The following is a 19,641-nucleotide window of genomic DNA, read 5'->3' on the forward strand; positions in this document are numbered from 1 at the left end:
GCGAATTAGAGTTGTTGAAAGGCGCCTTTGGGGGCTGCCGTCAGGGAAATCAGCCCCTGCGTGCAAGCAAGTGGAGAGCGCACGGGAGACAGAGCGTTTGAAATCTCAAACGAATCCTAGGATCAAAGGGGGTACAGGGCAATAGGATGTTCGAAAAAAAGAACGAAAACCGCTTATTTGCCGGATTTATCAGATCAACGACCTCAAGCCCCGCACCCCACCACCGAGCCACAGCGCCCGACGCAAGGCCCCAACACAGACAATTCCCACCCGCCAGCAGCCAAAAACCAGCATGGACGCCCAAGGTCGACATGGGTATGATGTCGCCCGCACAAGCATCCGTAGCTCAGCTGGATAGAGTACTGCCCTCCGAAGGCAGGGGTCGTGGGTTCGAATCCCGCCGGGTGCACCATATAGCAGTCTCGGGCTGTCTCAGACAGTCTACGAAACACCCCAAGAAGCCCACCCCGTGCGGGCTTCCTTGTTTCTGGCTTTCCATCTCTCTCCAACCCGATAACTTCCCGCAATGCATGCCTTGAGACTCCTATAACTGGAGGCATACAGAAAGCCGCCCCTTAGCAAACACCACGCTCGCCGGCCCGGAACCTGACCACGCTACCTATCGCGAGCAAGACGGGAACGGCCTCTACTTCAGCGTGAAACCTAACGGACAACGGTCTTGGCTGGGTCTCGGCAGCCAACACGCAGCTGCGCTGATGAGCCTGAGCCAGTCGGCCAAGCTCAATGGGCATGATCCATCTGGTTATCTCAAGGATGTACTAGCCAGCGCGCCAGCAAGATCGCCGGGTTGTTGCCGCATAACGGGTTACCGTTACGCAACCTGTAATGCCCATTCGGTTACCGCGCAACTCGCATGAAAGTCCTTGTGCATGACGGCTTCGGGAGCTGGCTCCCCCCGCAGATTGAAGCAAGGCAAGCTCCACCGGCCAGGCGTTCGCCAACCACATCGCCTTTCGACGACATCCTTAAAGTTTCCGGCTTTGAGTCGATAGCCTGTTGAACATATCAACAACCGTTGGAAAACAGGAATCTTGTATGCACCTTAGAAATCTCAACGTAGCGCCACGCGCTGCCCTGTTTTTCGCGTTGATTATTGCGTTGGTTTTTGTGCTCGGCGCATTCGCAGTCGTGCAAATGGGCAAGCTGAGGGACTCCGAAAAAGACGTCGAACTCAATTGGATGGCTAGCATCCGACAAACGGAGCTGATGAACAGTACAGCCCTTCGCTTGAGGCTCGAAACACAGCGTGGCCTTGCTGACCCTCAGTCGATACAAAAGACGATTGATAGCTTCGCCAGCTACCGTAAGGCGTTCAACGATGCGGTGGCGAATTATGAGCCTCTGATAGCGAGTGATAAGGAGCGTTCGTTTTATACACCGGTAAAAAACAGCGCCGATGCCTACTCCAAACTAATGGATAGTCTTGAACCGTTGATGAGGCAGGGTGACGTAGCGGCGGCGGTCAGCCTGGTGAAGACCGGCATCCGCCCTCTGACGAACACGATGGAAATGCAGATCAAAGACTTGACCAACTTTAACAACGACGGCGCTGCGCAGGCTGGGCAAAACGCAACCGATCTTTATAACAATGGGTTGTGGTTGGTTGTCGGCCTTATTGCTGCCGTTGTCGTCCTGACAGTTGGTTTGGCATTGCTGTTGACGAAAAGTATTACCTCTCCGATTAAAGATGCCCTGTCTGTCGCGGAGCGCATCGCGGCCAGCGACCTCTCCAAAGAGGTATTGGTCAGCGGGACTGATGAAGCTGGACGACTGTTGAAAGCCCTCGCGCAGATGCAGACAAACCTGCGAACTACAATTATGCAGATATCCGATTCGTCCACCCAACTGGCCTCTGCGTCAGAAGAGATGACAGCGGTCACTGAGGAGTCGAGTCGGAGTCTTGTCGCCCAAAATGACGAGGTCAATCAGGCTGCCACAGCGGTCACAGAAATGAGCGCAGCTGTTGATGAGGTCGCTCGTAACGCGGAGTCGGCTTCCGAAGAGTCAAAGCGTACCCAGGGCTATACCGAAATAGGTTTGGAGCGAGTGGCTCAGACATTGAAGTCCATTCAAAAGCTGAACGGGAACGTTGAGAACACGAGTGAACAGATTCAGGGGTTGTCAGATCGTGCCCAGAGCATCACTAAAGTTGTCGAGGTGATTCGGGCCATTGCAGAACAAACCAACCTGCTGGCTTTGAACGCGGCTATCGAGGCAGCACGCGCAGGCGAGCAAGGCCGTGGGTTTGCGGTAGTTGCTGACGAAGTAAGGGCGTTGGCCCATCGCACTCAGGTGTCGACACAAGAAATCGAGCAGATGATTGCTGCCATCCAGAACGATTCTGATCTCGCCGTGAAGGCGATGAATACGAGCAGAGACCTAGCGACCGAATCACTTGGTGTCGCCCAAGAGGCCAGTACCTCGCTGGATCAAATAGCCACCGCCATTGTTCAGATCAATGAGCGTAACCTCATGATCGCCACGGCGTCTGAAGAGCAGTCGCATGTTGCGCGTGAGGTTGATCGTAATCTGGTCAGTATTCGCGAGCTGGCAACTCAGAGTGCTGCGGGTGCCAGCCAGACGGCCAGTGCAAGCGGTGAGATGTCAAAACTGGCGGTCAACCTGAATCAGTTGGTTAACCGATTCGCGGTGTGAAAAAGGCGCCGAGCGAAATTCATGCTTGGGGCATATCACGCCTCGATAGATGACTTGACCAAATGCGTGCTGATGTCGGCACGCCGGTCTGGCGGATGTGCTGATGCAGCGCTTACCCACAAGCCCAGGCCGGACGGGTGATCGGTGGCGACTCGCTACTCGTCGGCAAATTCCGGCAATACGGCATGAGAGGCCGTCGATAGATTCCATCAGCCGCACGCCACTCTTGCCACTCACAACGAAGTGGCAAGAGTGGCGTACTGCTCATCGCTCGCTTCAGACCCGAGCAGGCGACACGATGATTTTCACGTTGTGCTCCTTATTCTTGACCAACTCCTCAAAGCCCTGCCCCACGATCTGTTCCAACTGGATACGCCCCGTCACCAGCGGCGTAATGTCCAGCCGTCCATCGGCGATAAACGCGATCACGTCAGCGAACTCGCCGTTATAGGCCAGCGCGCCGAGTACTTGTTTTTCCGTCGCCACCAACTCGAAAAAGTTGAACTCGCTGGGCTCCTCGAAGATCCCCACCAGGACGCACTTGCCGGCCTTGCGGATCAGGTCGATTGCGAGTTTGGCCGTGTGTTTGTTACCGATGCATTCGAAGCTGACATCCGCGCCGAGCCCGCCCGTGAGGCGGCGGACTTCGGCCAGGGCGTCGCACTCATTGGGATCGAGCACATGGGTCGCGCCCACTTCCCGGGCCTTGGTCTTGCGGGCGCCGGACATTTCCAGCGCGATCACCTGCGCCGCACCGGCCGCCTTGGCGCACATGATGGTACACAGGCCGATGGTGCCGGCACCGACCACCACTACGTTTTGCCCGAGCAGGCTTCCGGCTTTTTTCACTGCGTGCATGCCCACCGCCAGCGGCTCGATCAGTGCCCCGGCTTCAGCGGGAAAATTCGCCGGCAATTTGTACAGCAGGTTGGCCGGCACGTTGACCAGTTCGGCGAAGGCACCATTGTTCATCAGCCCGGTGAAGGCCAGGTTCTCGCAGATGTTGTACATCCCGTGGGTGCAGTAGTAGCACGTGCCGCAATGCTGGCACGCATCGGCCGCCACCGGCTCGCCGACGCTGAAGCCCTGCACGCCGGCGCCGAGTTCGACGATCTCGCCACAAAACTCATGCCCGAGGATGCACTGCCCCTTTATCCCGGTCAGCGGGTGCGGGGCGTCGACCGGTATGAACACCGGCCCGGCCACGTACTCATGCAAATCGGACCCGCAGATTCCGCACCACTGCACGCGGATCTGCACCCAACCGGCCGGCGGCGAAATGGGCAGCGGGACGTCTTCGACGCGGATATCGTGACGGCCGTGCCAGACAGCGGCGCGCATGCTGCGTTGCGGATTGATCGAAAGGGTCATAGCGAAATCTCCTTGGAACGATTGGCCCTGGCGCCCCGCAAGAGTCCGCCAGGAGGGGCGTCAGCGCGGTAGCACAAGGTCCAGAACCAGTCGATTGAGCTGTTGCGGCATGCGACTCATGACGCCGCCACGGGCAGAACCGGGAAAGGGAGTTGGGCAGGACATCGGGCACCTGTTTTTATTATTGGGTCACCAGTCGGGCTGGTTACCAGTGCCAGAGCAAGGCCGGTGCCAGATCCGCAAAAGCACCTGAACAGGCCTTGCTTAGAGCGGTCCGCTGGAACCCCTGGGGCGGCCGCGATCGCGTTCGAATGAGACGCGCCATGTCAGACCACACCTGGTGGCGATGAGACGGCGAGACGTTGCGTCTCACCGCCCGCCCCGCCGTTCAGCGCTTGCGCAACACCTCCAGGCGCGCCGGCAAGTCCTCCTGGGGAAAGCGCGCGTGCAACGCCAGCAGCTTCTCATCCGCCGCTTGGCTGTCCCCGGCCGCCCGCAGGTTGACGATTTCCTGCAAGCCCTCTTCCAATGAAGGCAGTGCAACCGGTGCGCGCTTGCTGAGCCTGGCCGGCGATTTGTCCGACAACGCACCGGCGATTTCGGCTTGGACCGGCGCGCTTTCGGCTCTGGGCGCGACGGCCATCCGGGCCATCGGCGCGGGGGCCGGGTGGGCGCTTTCTGGGTGGGGCGCGGAGAACGTCGCCGGGGAGATGTCGGGTTGAGGCACGGGCGAGCGCATGACCACGCCGATCATCAACGCTAACCCTGCGACGGTGGCGAATGCCATCTGCCAGCGTGGGCGTTGGCAGGCGTGCAGCCAGCGTTGCCAGCGGCTGGGTTGCGGCGCTGGGGTTTCGCGGCGGGCGGTGGCGAGGATGAAGGCGTCGAGGGACGCCGGTGGCTCGCCGCGGCTGTGTTGACGCACGTGCTGGATGAGCAGGTCGTCGGGGTCGGGGGTGTATCGGGAGTCGGTCATGCGGGTATCTCCTCGGCCAGCAGGCGGCGCAGTTTCTGCTGGGCGTAACGCAGGCGGCTTTTCACGGTTTCCAGCGGGGCGCCGGTGAGGGCGGCGATCTGCGGCACGTCGAGGTCGCCATGCAGGCGCAGCAGGAAGACTTCGCGCTGGTCTTCGGGCAAGTCTTGCAACGCGGCGTCGAGACGCGCCTGGTCGCGGCTCAGGCTCAGATGCTGCTCGGGGCCGGCGCTGGTGTCGGGCTGGGCGTGCAGTTGTTCATCGTAACTGTCGTGCAACGGGTTGTGGATGCCGTGCTTGCGCCAATAGTCGATCAGGCGGTTGCGGGCGATCTGGAACAGCCAGGTACGAAAACTCGCCCGGCCTTGTGGCTGAGTGGCGCTGCGGATCAGGCTGAGCCAGGTCTCCTGATAAATTTCCTCGGCCAGTTCGGCCTTGTTGCTCAGGGACACCAGGAAGCGGTAGAGACCTTGGCGGTGCCGCGCGTATAAGGCTTCGAACGCGGCGCCGTCACCGCTTCGGTAGCGGGCCAGCAGCGATTCGTCGCTGGGTGAATCATCTGGAGCGGGCATGTCGGTGGCGAACTCCTTTCTGGTCGTTGTGTTCACGATCAAGGTTTGAGGCTTTGCGCCACTTCCACCAGTTGCACGAATTCATTGCGCAAGCCGAACGGGTCATCGCCCCGGGCAGAGCGGGCGAGTGCGGCGGTGTCCTGCAAACTCATGCTGCCAGTGTAGCGGCCATCGCCCTTGAGTTGCTGGGCGAAGGCGGCCACGGCGGCGCAGAAGCGCAGGTCGTCGCTGGCCTTGGCCGAGGCGTTGCTCACCGGCCGCTCGATCAAGCGGCTCGCGCCACCGGCCGCGGGCTTGTAGCGCACGCGCAACATGGCCAACTCATCGGAAGCGCCCGACACCGCAGGCGCGGCGGCATAGCGCAGCGGCTCCAGCCAGCCCTGCTGGCCCTTCGGTACAATTTCGTACAGCGCGGTCAGCGTGTGCCCGGCGCCGATCTCTCCCGCGTCGACCTTGTCGTTGTTGAAGTCCTCACGCTTCAACACGCGGTTTTCATAACCCAGCAAGCGGTATTCGCTGACCTGGGCCGGGTTGAATTCCACCTGCACCTTCACATCCCGCGCCACCACCGCCAGGGTCGAGCTGAGTTGGTCCACCAACACCTTGCGCGCTTCGCGCAGGGTGTCGATGTAGGCGTAGTTGCCGTCGCCCGCGTCGGCCAGCTGCTCCATCAGGTGTTCGTTGTAGTTATCCACACCGAAGCCGAGGGTGGTCAGCGACACACCGCTTTTGCGTTGTTCCGCGGCCATTTGCTTGAGGCTGTCGAAATCGCTGACGCCGACATTGAAGTCGCCATCGGTGGCCAGCAGGATGCGGTTGATGCCCTGCTCGATAAAGCCTTCGCGGGCCATCTGGTAGGCCAGTTCGATACCTGAAGCACCGGCGGTGGCGCCGCCCGCGCTGAGTTGGTCGATGGCGTTGCGCAGCTTCACTTTGTCGCGCCCGGAGGTGGGAGGGAGCACCACGCGCGACTCGCCGGCGTAGACCACCAGCGACACGCGGTCTTGCTCGCGCAATTGATCCACCAGCAATTTCAGGGTGCTTTTCACCAGCGGCAAGCCTTCGCGGCGGTCCATGGAGCCGGACACATCGACCAGAAACACCAGGTTGGCCGGCGCCAGCTGCGCTACGGCGCGGTCGGAGGCCTTGATGCCGATGCGCAGCAGTTGGGTGCGCGGGTTCCACGGGGTGGCCGCCAGTTCGGTGGTCACGCCAAACGGCGAACCGTCGGTGGGCAAGGCGTAGTGATAGGGGAAGTAGTTGAGCATTTCCTCCAGTCGCACAGCACCCTCGGGCGGTAGACGGCCTTGGTTGAGGAAACGTCTCACGTTGGCGTAGCTGCCGGTGTCGACGTCGATGCTGAAGGTCGAGACCGGCGTTTCGGCGACCCGATGCACCGGGTTGTCCGGCAGGTTGGCGTACTGCTCGCGGGGTTCGCTTTGGTAATCCAGGGTTGCCGACTCCTGCATCCGCATCGGTGCAGGCATCGCCTGGCGCTTGACCAACGCGCCCTGGACCGGCGCGCTGTGCAGCTCGGCGACGGGCTCAGCCGGTTTGGCTAAATCTGGGGACGAAGACAGCCCACAACCGGCCAGCGCCACCAGCAAGGTAACCGCAAAGCCCTGGGCAGCAGGACGCAGGAAAAGCAGAGGATGGGACATGGACTGAACCTCGTGAAAGAATGATCCGTTCACAAGGTCAGACGCAGGGTGTGGGGTGTTCGGGTTAAACCCTGGACTAGATAACACCTCAATCAGTGTGGGAGGGGGCTTGCCCCCGATTGCCAACTGTCAGCTACTGCATCGGGTGACTGACCCACCGCCATCGGGAGCAAGCTCCCTCCCACCTTTGATCTTCGGTGGTGCCAGAATCGAGACGATTAACTCAGCCCGGCGCGCTGCCCCGCCTGAATCCTGGTTTAGATAACACCTCGATCAGTGTGGGAGGGGGCTTGCCCCCGATTGCCAACTGTCAGCCACTGCATCGGGCGACTGACCCACCGCCATCGGGAGCAAGCTCCCTCCCACATTTGATCTTCGGTGGTGCCAGAATCGAGACGGTTAACTCAGCCCGGCGCGCTGCCCCGCCTGAATCCTGGTGTAGATAACACCTCGATCAGTGTGGGAGGGGGCTTGCCCCCGATGACCAAGCGTCAGCCACTGCATCGGGTGACTGACCCACCGCCATCGGGAGCAAGCTCCCTCCCACATTTGATCTTCGGTGGTGCCAGAATCGAGACGGTTAACTCAGCCCGGCGCGCTGCCCCGCCTGAATCCTGGTTTAGATAACACCTCAATCAGTGTGGGAGGGGGCTTGCCCCCGATTGCCAACTGTCAGCCACTGCATCGGGTGACTGACCCACCGCCATCGGGAGCAAGCTCCCTCCCACCTTTGATCTTCGGTGGTGCCAGAATCGAGACGGTTAACTCAGTCCGGCGCGCTGCCCCGCCTGAATCCTGGTTTAGATAACACCTCAATCAGTGTGGGAGGGGGCTTGCCCCCGATTGCCAACTGTCAGCCACTGCATCGGGCGACTGACCCACCGCCATCGGGAGCAAGCTCCCTCCCTCATTTGATCTTCGGTGGTGCCAAAATCGAGACGGTTAACTCAGCCCGGCGCGCTGCCCCGCCTGAATCCTGGTTTAGATAACACCTCGATCAGTGTGGGAGGGGGCTTGCCCCCGATTGCCAACTGTCAGCCACTGCATCGGGCGACTGACCCACCGCCATCGGGAGCAAGCTCCCTCCCACATTTGATCTTCGGTGGTGCCAGAATCGAGACGATTAACTCAGCCCGGCGCGCTGCCCCGCCTGAATCCTGGTTTAGATAACACCTCAATCAGTGTGGGAGGGGGCTTGCCCCCGATTGCCAACTGTCAGCCACTGCATCGGGTGACTGACCCACCGCCATCGGGAGCAAGCTCCCTCCCACCTTTGATCTTCGGTGGTGCCAGAATCGAGACGGTTAACTCAGTCCGGTGCGCTCCCCCGCCTGAATCCTGGTTTAGATAACACCTCGATCAGTGTGGGAGGGGGCTTGCCCCCGATGACCAAGCGTCAGCCACTGCATCGGGTGACTGACCCACCGCCATCGGGAGCAAGCTCCCTCCCACCTTTGATCTTCGGTGGTGCCAGAATCGAGACGGTTAACTCAGCCCGGCGCGCTGCCCCGCCTGAATCCTGGTTTAGATAACACCTCGATCAGTGTGGGAGGGGGCTTGCCCCCGATTGCCAACTGTCAGCCACTGCATCGGGTGACTGACCCACCGCCATCGGGAGCAAGCTCCCTCCCACCTTTGATCTTCGGTGGTGCCAGAATCGAGACGGTTAACTCAGCCCGGCGCGCTGCCCCGCCTGATTCCTGGTTTAGATAACACCTCGATCAGTGTGGGAGGGGGCTTGCTCCCTCCCACCTTTGACCTTCGCTGAGATCAGTCCGTACCGTATTTCGGGTTGCGCGGACCGTACAGCAGCCCGGTGCGCTGCCCTGCCGAGAGCAGGCGCGCACTGGTGATGCCCGCGATCGGATGCGCTGCGTCGGTGGAGCTGTTGATCACCTGCTTGACCGCCGCTGTGATCAACATGCCCACCAGGCCGCCGCCGTTGTTATTGTTGCCTTCCTCACTGGACGCACGCGCCGAGCCGGTCCACAGGGTGGTGCCGGTGCGCAGGTCCACCAGTTTGGCCGAGGCGGTCACCGCGGTGTTGCTGGAGATCAGCATGTACTGGGTGCCGTACTCGCTGACGGTGATGTACAGCGCTGCATCCGCACCGAAGATGTCATGCAGCTTGGCCGGCGGCACGCCCTGGATATCGTTGGCGGTGGTCAGGCCGTTCTGGCGGAAGGTTTCGTCCACCAGGGCAATCGGCAACACGTAGTAGCCGGCTTCGGCCAACGGGTAGGTCACCTGCGAAACCATGCTGTAGGACGCCTGCACTTCCGGCGATTCATTGATCGGCGGCAGCACCAGGATCGACTTCGGCCGCGCCTGTTTGTATGCCGTGTAATCAATCGTCTTCGGTGCCGCGCAACCGCCGAGCAAGGCCAGGGCCAGCAAGGCGCCGGTGAGTTTCAATAGGCTCATTTGGTGGCGACTCCAGTCTTGGCGTTTTTCAGCAGAAAGTCCATGTACGCAGCGGATTCGGGGAACAGCGCCTTCTCGGTGCGGAACTCCTGCACCATCTGGTCATCCTTGCCCATGCTCAGGTACAGCATGCCCAGGTGGGCGTGGTAACCCGGCGGTGCTTTGCGGCCACTGGCGTTGATCTTCTGCAGATCGCGCTCCAGGGCCTCGACCTGCGCTTCCTTGGGCTCGCCCTTGAAGTACTCGTAAACCTGCGGCTGGTAGCTTTCCCATTGATACAGGGGTTGAGGCGCCGTCTGGCACCCGGCGACCGTCGCGATTGCTGTCAGCATCAGCGCCAACTTCACTGCCTTGCTCATCCGTGTACTACTCCTTGAGGGGTTGCCAATCAGTTGCGCGGGTTCCAGGCGCCGGCGTTGATGCCGTCGACCAGGCGGTTGATCGCTTCACGCATGGCCAGGTCGAGCACCTTGCCATTGAGGGTGGAGTCGTAGCTGGCGGTGCCGCCGAAGCCGATCACTTCACGGTTGGACAGCGCGTACTCACCGGCACCCTGGGTGGAATACACCACTTCGGAAGTGCTGATGTTGACGATATTCAACGCGACTTTGGCGTAGGCCACTTGCGTCTTGCCACGGCCGAGGATGCCGAACAACTGGCGGTCGCCGGTTTCTTTGCGGCCGAACTCGGTCACATCGCCGGTCACCACGTAATCAGCGCCTTTGAGCTTCTGCACGGTGCCTTTGATCGCGGCTTCCTGGGAAATTTCGCCCATGTTGTCGCGGTCCAGCACGCTGAAGCGGTTGGTCTGCTGCAGGTGGGTGATCAGGATGGTCTTGGCCTGGCCGCCGAGACGGTCGACGCCGTCGGAGAAGATGCCGCGCATGTAGCTGGAGCGGTTATCGAACTTGCCCACGGCAATCGGCACGCGCACGCCGGAATAGGCGACGTGGGCGCTGGCGACTTGTTCCACCGGCATCGCGCGGTTGCTCTCCGTGGCGCAACCGGCCACGGTCAGCAGCGCTGCGACGGCAACGCCGGACAGCAGGATTTGGGACAGTGTTTTCACATGTTGCTCCTAAAGTGAGGAAATCAGCAGCGTTCGGTGTAGCGAGAAACCGGGCACGAGGCGATACCCACCCCTTCGAGGTCGAAGGCGTCGGGCCAAGGGCGGCAGTTTCAGGGAGGGAGGCAGGCTGGCCTGCGCAAAGGCAAGAACTCGCGCGTAACTGACTTCATCCCTGAACATGTCGGGTCGCAACGGCTGCAGCATTTTACGGGGTTGAGAGGGGTTCTCAAGGTGTTTCGTCGGAGCGCGTGCGGTGACGCACATTCCTCAAGTTTTCGGCCCGTCAGTCGAGACAGTGGCCTGGCTCATTTATTAATAGGGATATTGCGTGTTGAAAAACCTCTTCCGAGCAGCGACCCTGATCGCCGCCCTGTCGATGACCGGTTGTGTGTCCTACACCGTCACCGGCCCCATTGGCGCCCCGCTCCACCCTGCCGCCGTCACCAGCCCGCGCAGCGCACAAGTCGCCGATGTGACGGTGAGCGTCGCCGACGTCAACGACGCCAACAAGACCGCGATCAGCCGCTCGCTGACCGCCCAGCTCAATCAGTATGTGAGTACTGCGGGCTACTTCAAGCAGGTCACCGAATACCCCGTGCGCCTGGGCGAGCAGGACGTGTCGCTCAAGTTCAACATGACCTCCCTCAAGGGCCACCGTGGCATACACCCGGGCTATGTCCCCGGCGCCTTGCTGACGCTGACGGTCTGGATCTGGGTCAACGGCCCGATCTACGTCGACACCTTTGACGTGGCCGGCGACCTGGTGATCGTCGATCGCGATGGCAAGGAACTGGCGAGCGCCAAACACGAGGTCAAGTTCGAGCGCAACGTCGGCCTCTACGGTCGCGAATACTGGGCCCCAACCATGGGCGCCAAGCAACTGAACGAACTGGTCGCGCAACTGCTCGACACCGCTACCGCGAAGCTGGCCAAACCGTAATTTCAAGGAGCGACACATGAAAGGATTGATCAAACACAGCCTGGTCCTCGCGGCCATCTTGCTGACAGGTTGCGTGTCTTACTCGCAACACGAACTGCCGCCCGTGCAAACCTGGCCGCCGACCGCCAACGCACCGGCGCAAAAACCCACGGCGTTCGTGCGTACCACCGCGCTCCGCCAGGTCAACAGCGGCCCGGGCAACACTGCAGCCGGCGCTCCGGCGGCGTTGTGGGAAAAGGCCGTGGCGGATTCGTTTCGCCAGTCCAACCGCTTCTCGCGGGTGAGCACCGACAAGGTCGACTCGGACATCTACGCCGACGCCACCCTGTACAACAACGAACAGTTCAACATGGCCTCGGCGATCATCACTGGCGTGACGTTCTTCATCATCCCGTCCACGGCGAAGAACACCTTCACCCTGGAAACCGTGTTCAAGGACAAAGACGGCAAAGAACTCGGGCGCGTGAAAAAGAGTGAGTCGGTACGCACCTGGATGCACCTGGTGCTGATCGTGGGCATCCCGTTCCAGGCGGACACGCGGGAAGTGGTGGAGGCGTTGACGCGCAGCACGCTGGATGAGGCGGTGCAGCGCAAGTTGTTCTGAGGTCAAAAGTCGCTGTGAGGGCAGGCCAGCCCTCACGCTGCTCAGTGAAAAAACACAACGCTCGAAAAGCGACCTGTGGCGCGGGAGCTTGTTCCCTCGCCACAGGTACAGTGTTTGCCCTTGACCCGGCGGCGTTCTGGCTTGGAACGCGTAACGCGCCTTGAGCATTACCCCATCCACTCATGTCATTTGAAAACGCTGCAATCCATGCAACCCGACCGGGTGGGGCGTTTGAGGGCTGCGGGGCTTGAGGGAGTGGCGGGGTGCTATACCTTGCGTGGTTTTGGGCAGGGGGCTTATAGTCCGGCCGTCGCCCAACCGGGCGATCGGATTTGGCGATCCGTAAACGAGTGCAAAAGCGTTCTGCGTTTTTTTGCAGGCATTTTGCACCCGCAGAGTCGCTGTTATGGCGGCTGTGCGTGGGAGGCCTTCGGGTCTGCCGGTTACTCGTTTCCGGTTCGCCAACCTGCGTACAGCTGCCACCTAATTCGTTTGGCGACGATTAGGTGGTAGATCTCATACCCTCTAAACGAGACTTCAAATGAATCGATACATGCCCCTAACCGGTCACGATAGCACCGTACCCGCCCTGCTCATCGACACTCAGGCACCCCTCGACGTCCTCCACGACGCCGCCGTGTACCGGATTCGAGCCGTCACCCAACTGCTGGAAAACCTAGCCTTTCGCGAACAGCTCAGCAGCGATGCCGTGGTGCTGCAAGACTTTGCCCATCTACTGGCGATTCCGCTGCGCGATGGGTGTGATTTGTTGGATGTGATCAGCCGCAGGCTCAATGCCGATCCAACCTGAATAAAATCGGGCGGCCTTAGTGCCGCCCCGGTTTGTGCAGATAATCAACTCTAGGCCCCACCATTAAAGAGAAATAGGGGTCAGACCACCATTATAAGACTAAGAAAAAACAGCCTTCGGACGACATACCACTCCTCGGATAACTCTATTTTTAAAGGACTGAACAATAGTCACGAAAACTCCTTAAATGCAAAATGTGGTCTGACCCCTATTTCCCGCGTCCTGATAACATGGAGTTGACCTATACGATAAATGGAAAGACCGAAAAAGTTTTCTTTGAAAATGAGGCTCATAAGATTCCGGAGGTTATATAGTGGTTACTCAAGACGTACAGTTAGTGAAACAGATTTTTGAGCTGCTAGATGCAGGTATCGTGGATGGCTACGACTCTTTTTTTTATGAGGTAACAGTAGGTGCGGGTTATATAGAAACTGTTCTTACTGTCGAGAACAAAGGGGTTCGGGTGACGGATGCGGAAACGGATTACAATGGCGCAATCCTCTATCGTTTGGTGAAGGAGTTGAGGGAGTGCGCCACCAGACGTGGTGAAAATTGGAGTTCGTTTGTGATGACTTATGCGCGTGGTGGAGAAGTTAAAACCAGGTTCAATGCTTGATTGATAAAAGGTCTTAGATCAAAAAAGATCGGTGAAAGTGGATGAGCAGGGGCGAGGCTATCTGTTTGGCTTCGCTCGGTTACTAGGCGATGAAAGCCAACGTTGTAATTGTCCAGGTGTTGCAAGTTCAGATTGATGTTGAAGAGAAATAGGGGTCAGACCACCATTATAAGACTAAGAAAAAACAGCCTTCGGACGACATACCACTCCTCGGAGAACTCTCTTTTTAAAGGACTGAACAATAGTCACAAAAACTCCATAAATGCAAAACGTGGTCTGACCCCTATTTCCCCCAAAAACTCCATAAATGCAAAACGTGGTCTGCCCCCTATTTCCCAGGTCTTTCCGCCTATAGAGGCAACCTCACCTGCGCCTTTTGCACCAGCTAATCAAGCGAGAATGATGAGAAGTAAAACGACAACTTTTTATCCTCAAGATCACTCAGTTGATAACGCATCCTATCGAAGCCAGAATCCAGCTTATTAACGTTCATGTGCATCAGCTGAGTTAATCCGCCGCCAAAATCACGGCACGTAAATTGGCTAATATCAATGAATCTGATACTCACCACATCAGCCCCTACCTTTTCAGAGGCCGAGATCGATAAGGATAAATCATAAGCCATCCCGTCAACATTCAGCTGAATACTAATCGCATGCAGGCAGTTGTGAGCAACAAGCAATTCATTCAATTCTGGAAGACTAATCATTATTGATCCTCGTCTCTTTCCCATTGGAGCCATAGCCTGGACCATATTCATAGGTATGCGTGTGGGGGTCGGAATGATATTCCGGAGAAATAGGGGTCAGACCACCATTATAAGACTAAGAAAAAACAGCCTTCGGATGACACACCACTCCTCGGACAACTCTCTTTTTAAAGAACCGAACAATAGCCACGAAAACTCCTTAAATGCAAAACGTGGTCTGACCCCGATTTTTCGTCAGACTGTCTAAGCGCCTGGTCCTTCGATTTGCTCGTCGTTACAACCGAAATCTTGCGATCAACTAAAACTTCACCATCCACACCATCGAATTTAACCAACCTTATTGATCCATCCGGCATTGTTCTTTCTAGCGCAGGAGCTTGGCCAGATTGGGTTGCAGGATTGGAGCGAGCACCGGTTGCTGAGTCATTGTAATCACGGGCACGCGAACTCATACCTGCATTCTCATCAACCCACTTGACCTTAGTTGACGCAAGATCATCTACCTTTCCAGCAGCGCCACCAGTAGCTTTTGCACCGAATAGAGAGACTAAAATTAAATTTTGGTCGCACCAAACATTATAGGATCAAAACCTTCAGGCCAAACTGTCCCTTCATTATATATAGCACCAGAAAAAGAAGCGTTTTCTATTCTTTTAACGTCAAAATTAACATCGCATAAATTAGCTCTTACGAAACTAGCGCCAAAAACATCCGCATTTTTCAGACCAGACGATGAAAGATCGGCCTCGGTAAAGTCAGCCCCAACTGCTATAACACTTGAAAGATCCGCCCGTTTCATCTGTACGCCAACCAGTGTCGCATTCATAAGAGCGGCACCATGCATTACCGCCCCATTCAATATAGAGTGATTAAAAGATGCATTTCTCAAATTCGAATTTGTAAAATTTGCTCCAGAAACATCAAAATTATCAAAAATTGCACGATGAAGCTCCAACCCACTAAATATAGAATTAGCTAGACTATCCAAAGGCAAGTCCATAGTCTCACCTGTCTCAAAGTAAATAGTTATCATCTATTCCCCCAATCTACCGGATCAATTTTTACATCTGATACAGGTTTGGTTTGTCCAGCTTTGCTCGGTGACAATGTTCCTGGAGCCACCTCTGGACTTCGCCCTAATATTTTCGCAGCGATATAACGATGATTCCCATCAACAATTATATTTCCATCCATTTTAATTGGAGGAGCGACATCACCCTTAAGAAGACGATCAACGTATCTCTGAACCGCAGGTAATGAAACAAAATTTTGACCGCTAATAGCAGGATTACCTTGTAATGCTTTTTGAATGATCTCTGGCGTTACATCGGACCCTTTAGAAACCAAAGGTCCCTGAACTGTCGCTTTTGCACCCTGCGGTACATCAGGACCCGCAGCTTCACCCTGACTACCCTTCCCTTTCCCTGCTCCAGAGCGCGAGGGTAATGTTACTCCAACTCCAGCCTTGATAGCCTCCGCCCCGAGCTTAACCAACACCCCACCGCCAGCAGAGCTGATATCTGCAGCAATTTTGCTGGAAGCGTCTAGGTTGCTCCCTATCACAAAACCTACAGCAGAAGCAGCACCACCCTGCCCATGGGACCTAAGCTTACCTACCAGATCGACGAGTTTCTGATCATCGTTCGCCAACGAGATAGCAATACCCCTGCAGCGTTGCGGATCGCGCGCGCAGAGCGCATCCAATTCGTCATTTCTCTGCTGATCAAGGGCCGCATACCGCTCCCTAACCGCCCTTTTCTCTTGTTCCGTACTTTTGCTGTCAACCTCCCGAAGCATCTCCTCGACTTCTTTGTGGTAAAGGTAGTTAAACGTCGTCGCCTTCTGAGCAATCTGAGAGCCTTTCTCTAAATCACCATCAACCGCCGCCGCTGCTAACAACCCAGTCAGTTGTGAAAGCATCAAAGTGATGTCTTTATTGCCTTGGGCGGCCCAAGTTAATTGATTGATGAGCGCTTCATTCAACCCAGCCGCCGCAGCCCCGGTTTTGAAATCACTGCCGGTCGCTTCCGCCAGCAATCCGCCCATCAATGCATGAGCAATGATCTTTTGAGGACTTCCATTCGGGAAGGTGACGTAGTCACCCACCCAATTAAAACCGGTAGCCATCGCAACGTTGCCAGCCTCTCCCAGCAAGGCAGCATTGAAATTGTCGCCGAAACTTCCGCCCTGGATGGCCGTAGAAATCCCGCTAGAGATTACCGCCCGACCTCCAGTGCGCAGGGCGATATCACCCGCTGACGTCCAGGTGAAAATATCTTTGGAGGAGTTAGTAACCGCCAAGGTTGAGCCCGCACTCGGGTTAACACCTTGGACGGTGCTAGTACTTGCACCTGCTTTGTCGGCACTAGCGAACCAATTAGAGAAATAGGGGTCAGACCACCATTATAAGACTAAGAAAAAACAGCCTTCGGACGACATACCACTCCTCGGATAACTCTCTTTTTAAAGGACTGAACAATAGTCACAAAAACTCCATAAATGCAAAACGTGGTCTGACCCCTATTTCCCTATGACCCCTATTTCCCCTATTTCCCATGCCATTAACAGGCCACGACTCAACCATTCCCGCGTTGGTGATCGACACGCAAGCGCCCCTCGATGTCCTCCATGAGGCTGCCGCGTATCGTATTCGTGCGGTGACTCAGTTTTTGGAGAATCTGGCATTTCGGGAAAAGATCAGCAGTGATGCGGTTGTGTTGCATGATTTTGCGCTGCTGCTGGCTATACCGCTGCGGGATGGGTGCGATCTGCTGGATGTTATTGGACGGAAATCAAACTCGAAGATCTAAAGCAGAATCCGGGCAGTTAAACCATAACTGCCCGGCCGATATATAAAACAATTTTATTAAAGAACCATAAAAGCAGAATCTTCCCAACAACTCTACCAGGCCCAGTCAAAACAGCCCTACACCGACCATTTTGACCAAAAAAAACAATCAAATCACCAAGCTTTTTAGTCGATCACCCGCACTGAGGAGCTCGTCGGCAGATAGCGGATTATAACTAATCACAATCAAAACTCCATCTTCAAACTCACGCACTTCTTCTACATAATCACATATTAAATCAACAAGTTCACGAGGTCCCTTTCCAAAAGCACGAAAACACAATTCCTTATCGAAATAATTCGCTGCATTTATACGAAAAACACCATCCCTACCATTGACGTCTTTCTTTGTAGCTTCACAAGCTTCTACCACTAAAGGCCAATCGCTTCTCGTAACACTCCAATCATGCAAAGCCGAGCGATAGGAACCAAACGCCTTAATATATCTAGGAAAAACAACTTTCAACAAATCTGAATAGTCGACTTTTGAAGCTGTAAATTCAATAAATAGAGTATCATCAAACTGCGCATCATCTTCCAGATACTTCTGATCTCGCAGGGCGTATGAAATACGACCTTTAACGCCGACTGGAAGTAGCTTATCTAATGACGCCGAGGTCACCAACTCGCTTCCAATAGGGGGAACTTTAAGGGAATCGCTCAAACCCCATGGAACGCCCAAATCGCTTACAGCTCTCAAAAAATTATTATGCCTATCTTCGATAGACTCTGAAAAATTAGGTCTATGTCGAAATTCAAGCTTATATTTAGTCATTAAGGTGCCACCCTTACAGAAATATTTCTGATATTTTGCTCAACAAGGATATCTGTTGCCCTATGAGAAATAGGGGTCAGACCACCATTATAAGACTAAGAAAAAACAGCCTTCGGACGACATACCACTCCTCGGAGAACTCTCTTTTTAAAGGACTGAACAATAGTCACAAAAACTCCATAAATGCAAAACGTGGTCTGACCCCTACCTATTTCTGTAAAACGAAGGCCAAAACCTTACCCCAAGCTGATGCAGGCACGAGGAGCGGCAAGGGCCGAGGTACGCAAGAATGGGCATCCGAAGAAGGTTAAGTAAGTGCCATTCTGGTCTGCCCCCTATTTCCACTAGTATATATAGCAATTTTCATCACTGCTTCCCTCGGGCCGCCACGCTCTAATGATACCCTCCTCGGAAACCAACACAGAGTAATGGCAATCCCTGATCCACGTAATGTAAATCCGTTTATTTTTTCCTTCAGCAACAACACGATCAAACACGCGATTTTTATTCACCGGGGACCATAGCGACCCGCCACAATCTCGTTGACAAATGGAGTGATTATGCGAATCCAATGTTGTTCCCACCCAAGCATCCTTACTGTTCTTCCATCCAGAGTAAGAAGGTGCACACCCTGTGATTAAAAAGGCGAATAATACAAAGAGACTAATTCTGCGCACGTTTTTTCTCCGCTTCGATTTGAGGCCGATATTTGTCATAGATCGCACCATAGTTAACAAATAGCGCCGGGGGCATACTTCCAATATTTTCAAGAAACGACATTTCATCTCCCTTGTACGTTTCCAAATCACTCATCCATGTGTCATGCAAGGTCGCGAAAGAATTAAATCCAGGAACTTGATTTAACCCATTACTAATTGGAGTGCCATGACAAATAGAAAATATGCCACAGCCTTCGGTTAGATTGAGACCGATATTTTTACCATCTCTGTCTACCCCGTTGTAGACTCCACGAGGAACAAATCCATCAGGTAACACCTCGTATTCAGGCCCCTTCACTCTGTCGACTCCCGGTCGTGTATCCGGACCGCGCCCAGCGGAATATTGATAAATTTCAGTCAACGCTCCAGTGCCCGCGATCGTCAGCCAAGAGCTTTTATCTTTGCCGCTCAGCACGCCTTTCAACGCCGTATTCGCGGTATAGGCTTTAACCCGCTCCGCGTAACTCACCGTTTTATAGTTGCCCTCAGACGTCAACTCTCTGCCCCAACCGTCGGTGAAGGCTGCGCCAAAGCCGGCGATTACCGCACCCGTGGCATACCCTTTCAGAGCGTCTTGGCTCGTCACGTCCTTAAGCACCAGGCCAATGTTGCCTTTGTTGTTGATAGTGCTCGCCGCTGCGGTACCCGCCATGGAAGAAAGCGCGGGAGAAATAGGGGTCAGACCACCATTATAAGACTAAGAAAAAACAGCCTTCGGACGACATACCACTCCTCGGATAACTCTCTTTTTAAAGGACTGAACAATAGTCACAAAAACTCCATAAATGCAAAACGTGGTCTGACCCCTATTTCTGTTGAGATTTTGCTCCTGTTAAGGGGCGAAAAATCATGCTCAAAAAGGGCGTATTGAGC

Annotated in this window: 19 protein-coding genes, 1 tRNA gene and 1 pseudogene; 8 read left to right on the forward strand and 13 right to left on the reverse strand. The window is 55.9% G+C overall.

The window, feature by feature from the left end; all coding sequences use genetic code 11:
- Positions 1-335: 335 nt before the first annotated feature.
- From ACVWZP_RS19645 to ACVWZP_RS19655, 3 genes and pseudogenes are all read left to right on the forward strand, one after another.
- A tRNA-Arg gene (locus ACVWZP_RS19645) sits at positions 336-412 on the forward strand.
- Positions 413-668: 256 nt separating this feature from the next.
- Positions 669-847 (forward strand): annotated as a pseudogene (locus tag ACVWZP_RS19650) (transposase domain-containing protein); the annotation flags it as partial.
- A 209-nt stretch (positions 848-1,056) separates the two neighbouring features.
- Entirely contained in the window at positions 1,057-2,676 is a 1,620-nt protein-coding gene (locus ACVWZP_RS19655; protein WP_201021704.1) for a methyl-accepting chemotaxis protein, read from the forward strand.
- A gap of 276 nt (positions 2,677-2,952) precedes the next feature.
- On the opposite strand, the gene ACVWZP_RS19660 is transcribed toward ACVWZP_RS19655, so the two are convergent.
- From ACVWZP_RS19660 to ACVWZP_RS19690, 7 genes are all read right to left on the reverse strand, one after another.
- Positions 2,953-4,017 (reverse strand): 2,3-butanediol dehydrogenase, encoded by a 1,065-nt coding sequence (locus tag ACVWZP_RS19660; RefSeq protein ID WP_260473884.1) that lies wholly within the window; start codon positions 4,015-4,017, stop codon positions 2,953-2,955.
- A 418-nt stretch (positions 4,018-4,435) separates the two neighbouring features.
- Positions 4,436-5,023: a protein kinase family protein gene (locus tag ACVWZP_RS19665; RefSeq protein ID WP_261754312.1), complete on the reverse strand. Its 588-nt coding sequence runs from the start codon at positions 5,021-5,023 to the stop codon at positions 4,436-4,438.
- The gene (locus ACVWZP_RS19670) at positions 5,020-5,592 is read right to left on the reverse strand and encodes an RNA polymerase sigma factor (RefSeq protein WP_017848620.1); all 573 of its coding nucleotides are present in this window, start codon (positions 5,590-5,592) and stop codon (positions 5,020-5,022) included. Before ACVWZP_RS19670 ends, ACVWZP_RS19665 begins: the two co-directional genes overlap by 4 nt.
- Positions 5,593-5,630: 38 nt before the next feature.
- Entirely contained in the window at positions 5,631-7,253 is a 1,623-nt protein-coding gene (locus ACVWZP_RS19675) for a vWA domain-containing protein (protein ID WP_457370073.1), read from the reverse strand.
- Between the two features lie 1,770 nt (positions 7,254-9,023).
- Complete coding sequence (locus ACVWZP_RS19680) at positions 9,024-9,677, reverse strand: DUF799 domain-containing protein (protein ID WP_079442601.1); 654 nt, start codon at positions 9,675-9,677, stop codon at positions 9,024-9,026.
- Positions 9,674-10,036 carry a DUF4810 domain-containing protein gene (locus ACVWZP_RS19685; RefSeq protein WP_017848623.1) on the reverse strand — a complete coding sequence of 121 codons (363 nt, stop codon included), beginning with the start codon at positions 10,034-10,036 and terminating at the stop codon, positions 9,674-9,676. The genes ACVWZP_RS19680 and ACVWZP_RS19685 overlap by 4 nt, the downstream gene beginning before the upstream one ends.
- Before the next feature lie 29 nt (positions 10,037-10,065).
- Positions 10,066-10,746 (reverse strand): CsgG/HfaB family protein, encoded by a 681-nt coding sequence (locus ACVWZP_RS19690; protein ID WP_017848624.1) that lies wholly within the window; start codon positions 10,744-10,746, stop codon positions 10,066-10,068.
- A gap of 328 nt (positions 10,747-11,074) precedes the next feature.
- Between ACVWZP_RS19690 and ACVWZP_RS19695 the strand changes: the two genes are divergently transcribed.
- The 4 genes from ACVWZP_RS19695 (at position 11,075) to ACVWZP_RS19710 (ending at position 13,717) form a co-directional block, all read left to right on the forward strand.
- The gene (locus tag ACVWZP_RS19695) at positions 11,075-11,686 is read left to right on the forward strand and encodes a hypothetical protein (protein WP_046385095.1); all 612 of its coding nucleotides are present in this window, start codon (positions 11,075-11,077) and stop codon (positions 11,684-11,686) included.
- A 16-nt stretch (positions 11,687-11,702) separates the two neighbouring features.
- On the forward strand, positions 11,703-12,290 hold the full coding sequence (locus tag ACVWZP_RS19700; RefSeq protein WP_046385096.1) for a hypothetical protein: 588 nt from the start codon (positions 11,703-11,705) through the stop codon (positions 12,288-12,290).
- A 553-nt stretch (positions 12,291-12,843) separates the two neighbouring features.
- Positions 12,844-13,101, forward strand: a complete 258-nt coding sequence (locus ACVWZP_RS19705) for a hypothetical protein (RefSeq protein WP_046385097.1) — start codon at positions 12,844-12,846, stop codon at positions 13,099-13,101.
- A 313-nt stretch (positions 13,102-13,414) separates the two neighbouring features.
- Positions 13,415-13,717 carry a hypothetical protein gene (locus ACVWZP_RS19710; protein ID WP_046385098.1) on the forward strand — a complete coding sequence of 101 codons (303 nt, stop codon included), beginning with the start codon at positions 13,415-13,417 and terminating at the stop codon, positions 13,715-13,717.
- 385 nt (positions 13,718-14,102) lie between these two features.
- Here the strand turns inward: ACVWZP_RS19710 and ACVWZP_RS19715 are convergent, their stop codons facing one another.
- From ACVWZP_RS19715 to ACVWZP_RS19730, 4 genes are all read right to left on the reverse strand, one after another.
- Positions 14,103-14,426 carry a hypothetical protein gene (locus ACVWZP_RS19715; protein WP_253392479.1) on the reverse strand — a complete coding sequence of 108 codons (324 nt, stop codon included), beginning with the start codon at positions 14,424-14,426 and terminating at the stop codon, positions 14,103-14,105.
- 167 nt (positions 14,427-14,593) lie between these two features.
- Entirely contained in the window at positions 14,594-14,878 is a 285-nt protein-coding gene (locus ACVWZP_RS19720; RefSeq protein ID WP_457370074.1) for a hypothetical protein, read from the reverse strand.
- Positions 14,879-14,979: 101 nt separating this feature from the next.
- Positions 14,980-15,426, reverse strand: a complete 447-nt coding sequence (locus ACVWZP_RS19725) for a pentapeptide repeat-containing protein (protein WP_227778761.1) — start codon at positions 15,424-15,426, stop codon at positions 14,980-14,982.
- 29 nt (positions 15,427-15,455) lie between these two features.
- A complete protein-coding gene (locus ACVWZP_RS19730) occupies positions 15,456-16,727 on the reverse strand; it encodes a DUF637 domain-containing protein (RefSeq protein ID WP_457370075.1) in 1,272 nt (423 codons plus the stop codon).
- Between the two features lie 254 nt (positions 16,728-16,981).
- Between ACVWZP_RS19730 and ACVWZP_RS19735 the strand changes: the two genes are divergently transcribed.
- Complete coding sequence (locus ACVWZP_RS19735; protein WP_057006050.1) at positions 16,982-17,236, forward strand: hypothetical protein; 255 nt, start codon at positions 16,982-16,984, stop codon at positions 17,234-17,236.
- Between the two features lie 147 nt (positions 17,237-17,383).
- On the opposite strand, the gene ACVWZP_RS19740 is transcribed toward ACVWZP_RS19735, so the two are convergent.
- Both ACVWZP_RS19740 and ACVWZP_RS19745 read right to left on the reverse strand, forming a co-directional pair.
- Entirely contained in the window at positions 17,384-18,049 is a 666-nt protein-coding gene (locus ACVWZP_RS19740; protein ID WP_079442594.1) for a hypothetical protein, read from the reverse strand.
- Positions 18,050-18,712: 663 nt separating this feature from the next.
- The gene (locus ACVWZP_RS19745) at positions 18,713-19,450 is read right to left on the reverse strand and encodes a DUF637 domain-containing protein (protein WP_457370400.1); all 738 of its coding nucleotides are present in this window, start codon (positions 19,448-19,450) and stop codon (positions 18,713-18,715) included.
- Between the last annotated feature and the right edge of the window lie 191 nt (positions 19,451-19,641).

The sequence above is a fragment of the Pseudomonas sp. TE36184 genome (assembly GCF_054060055.1).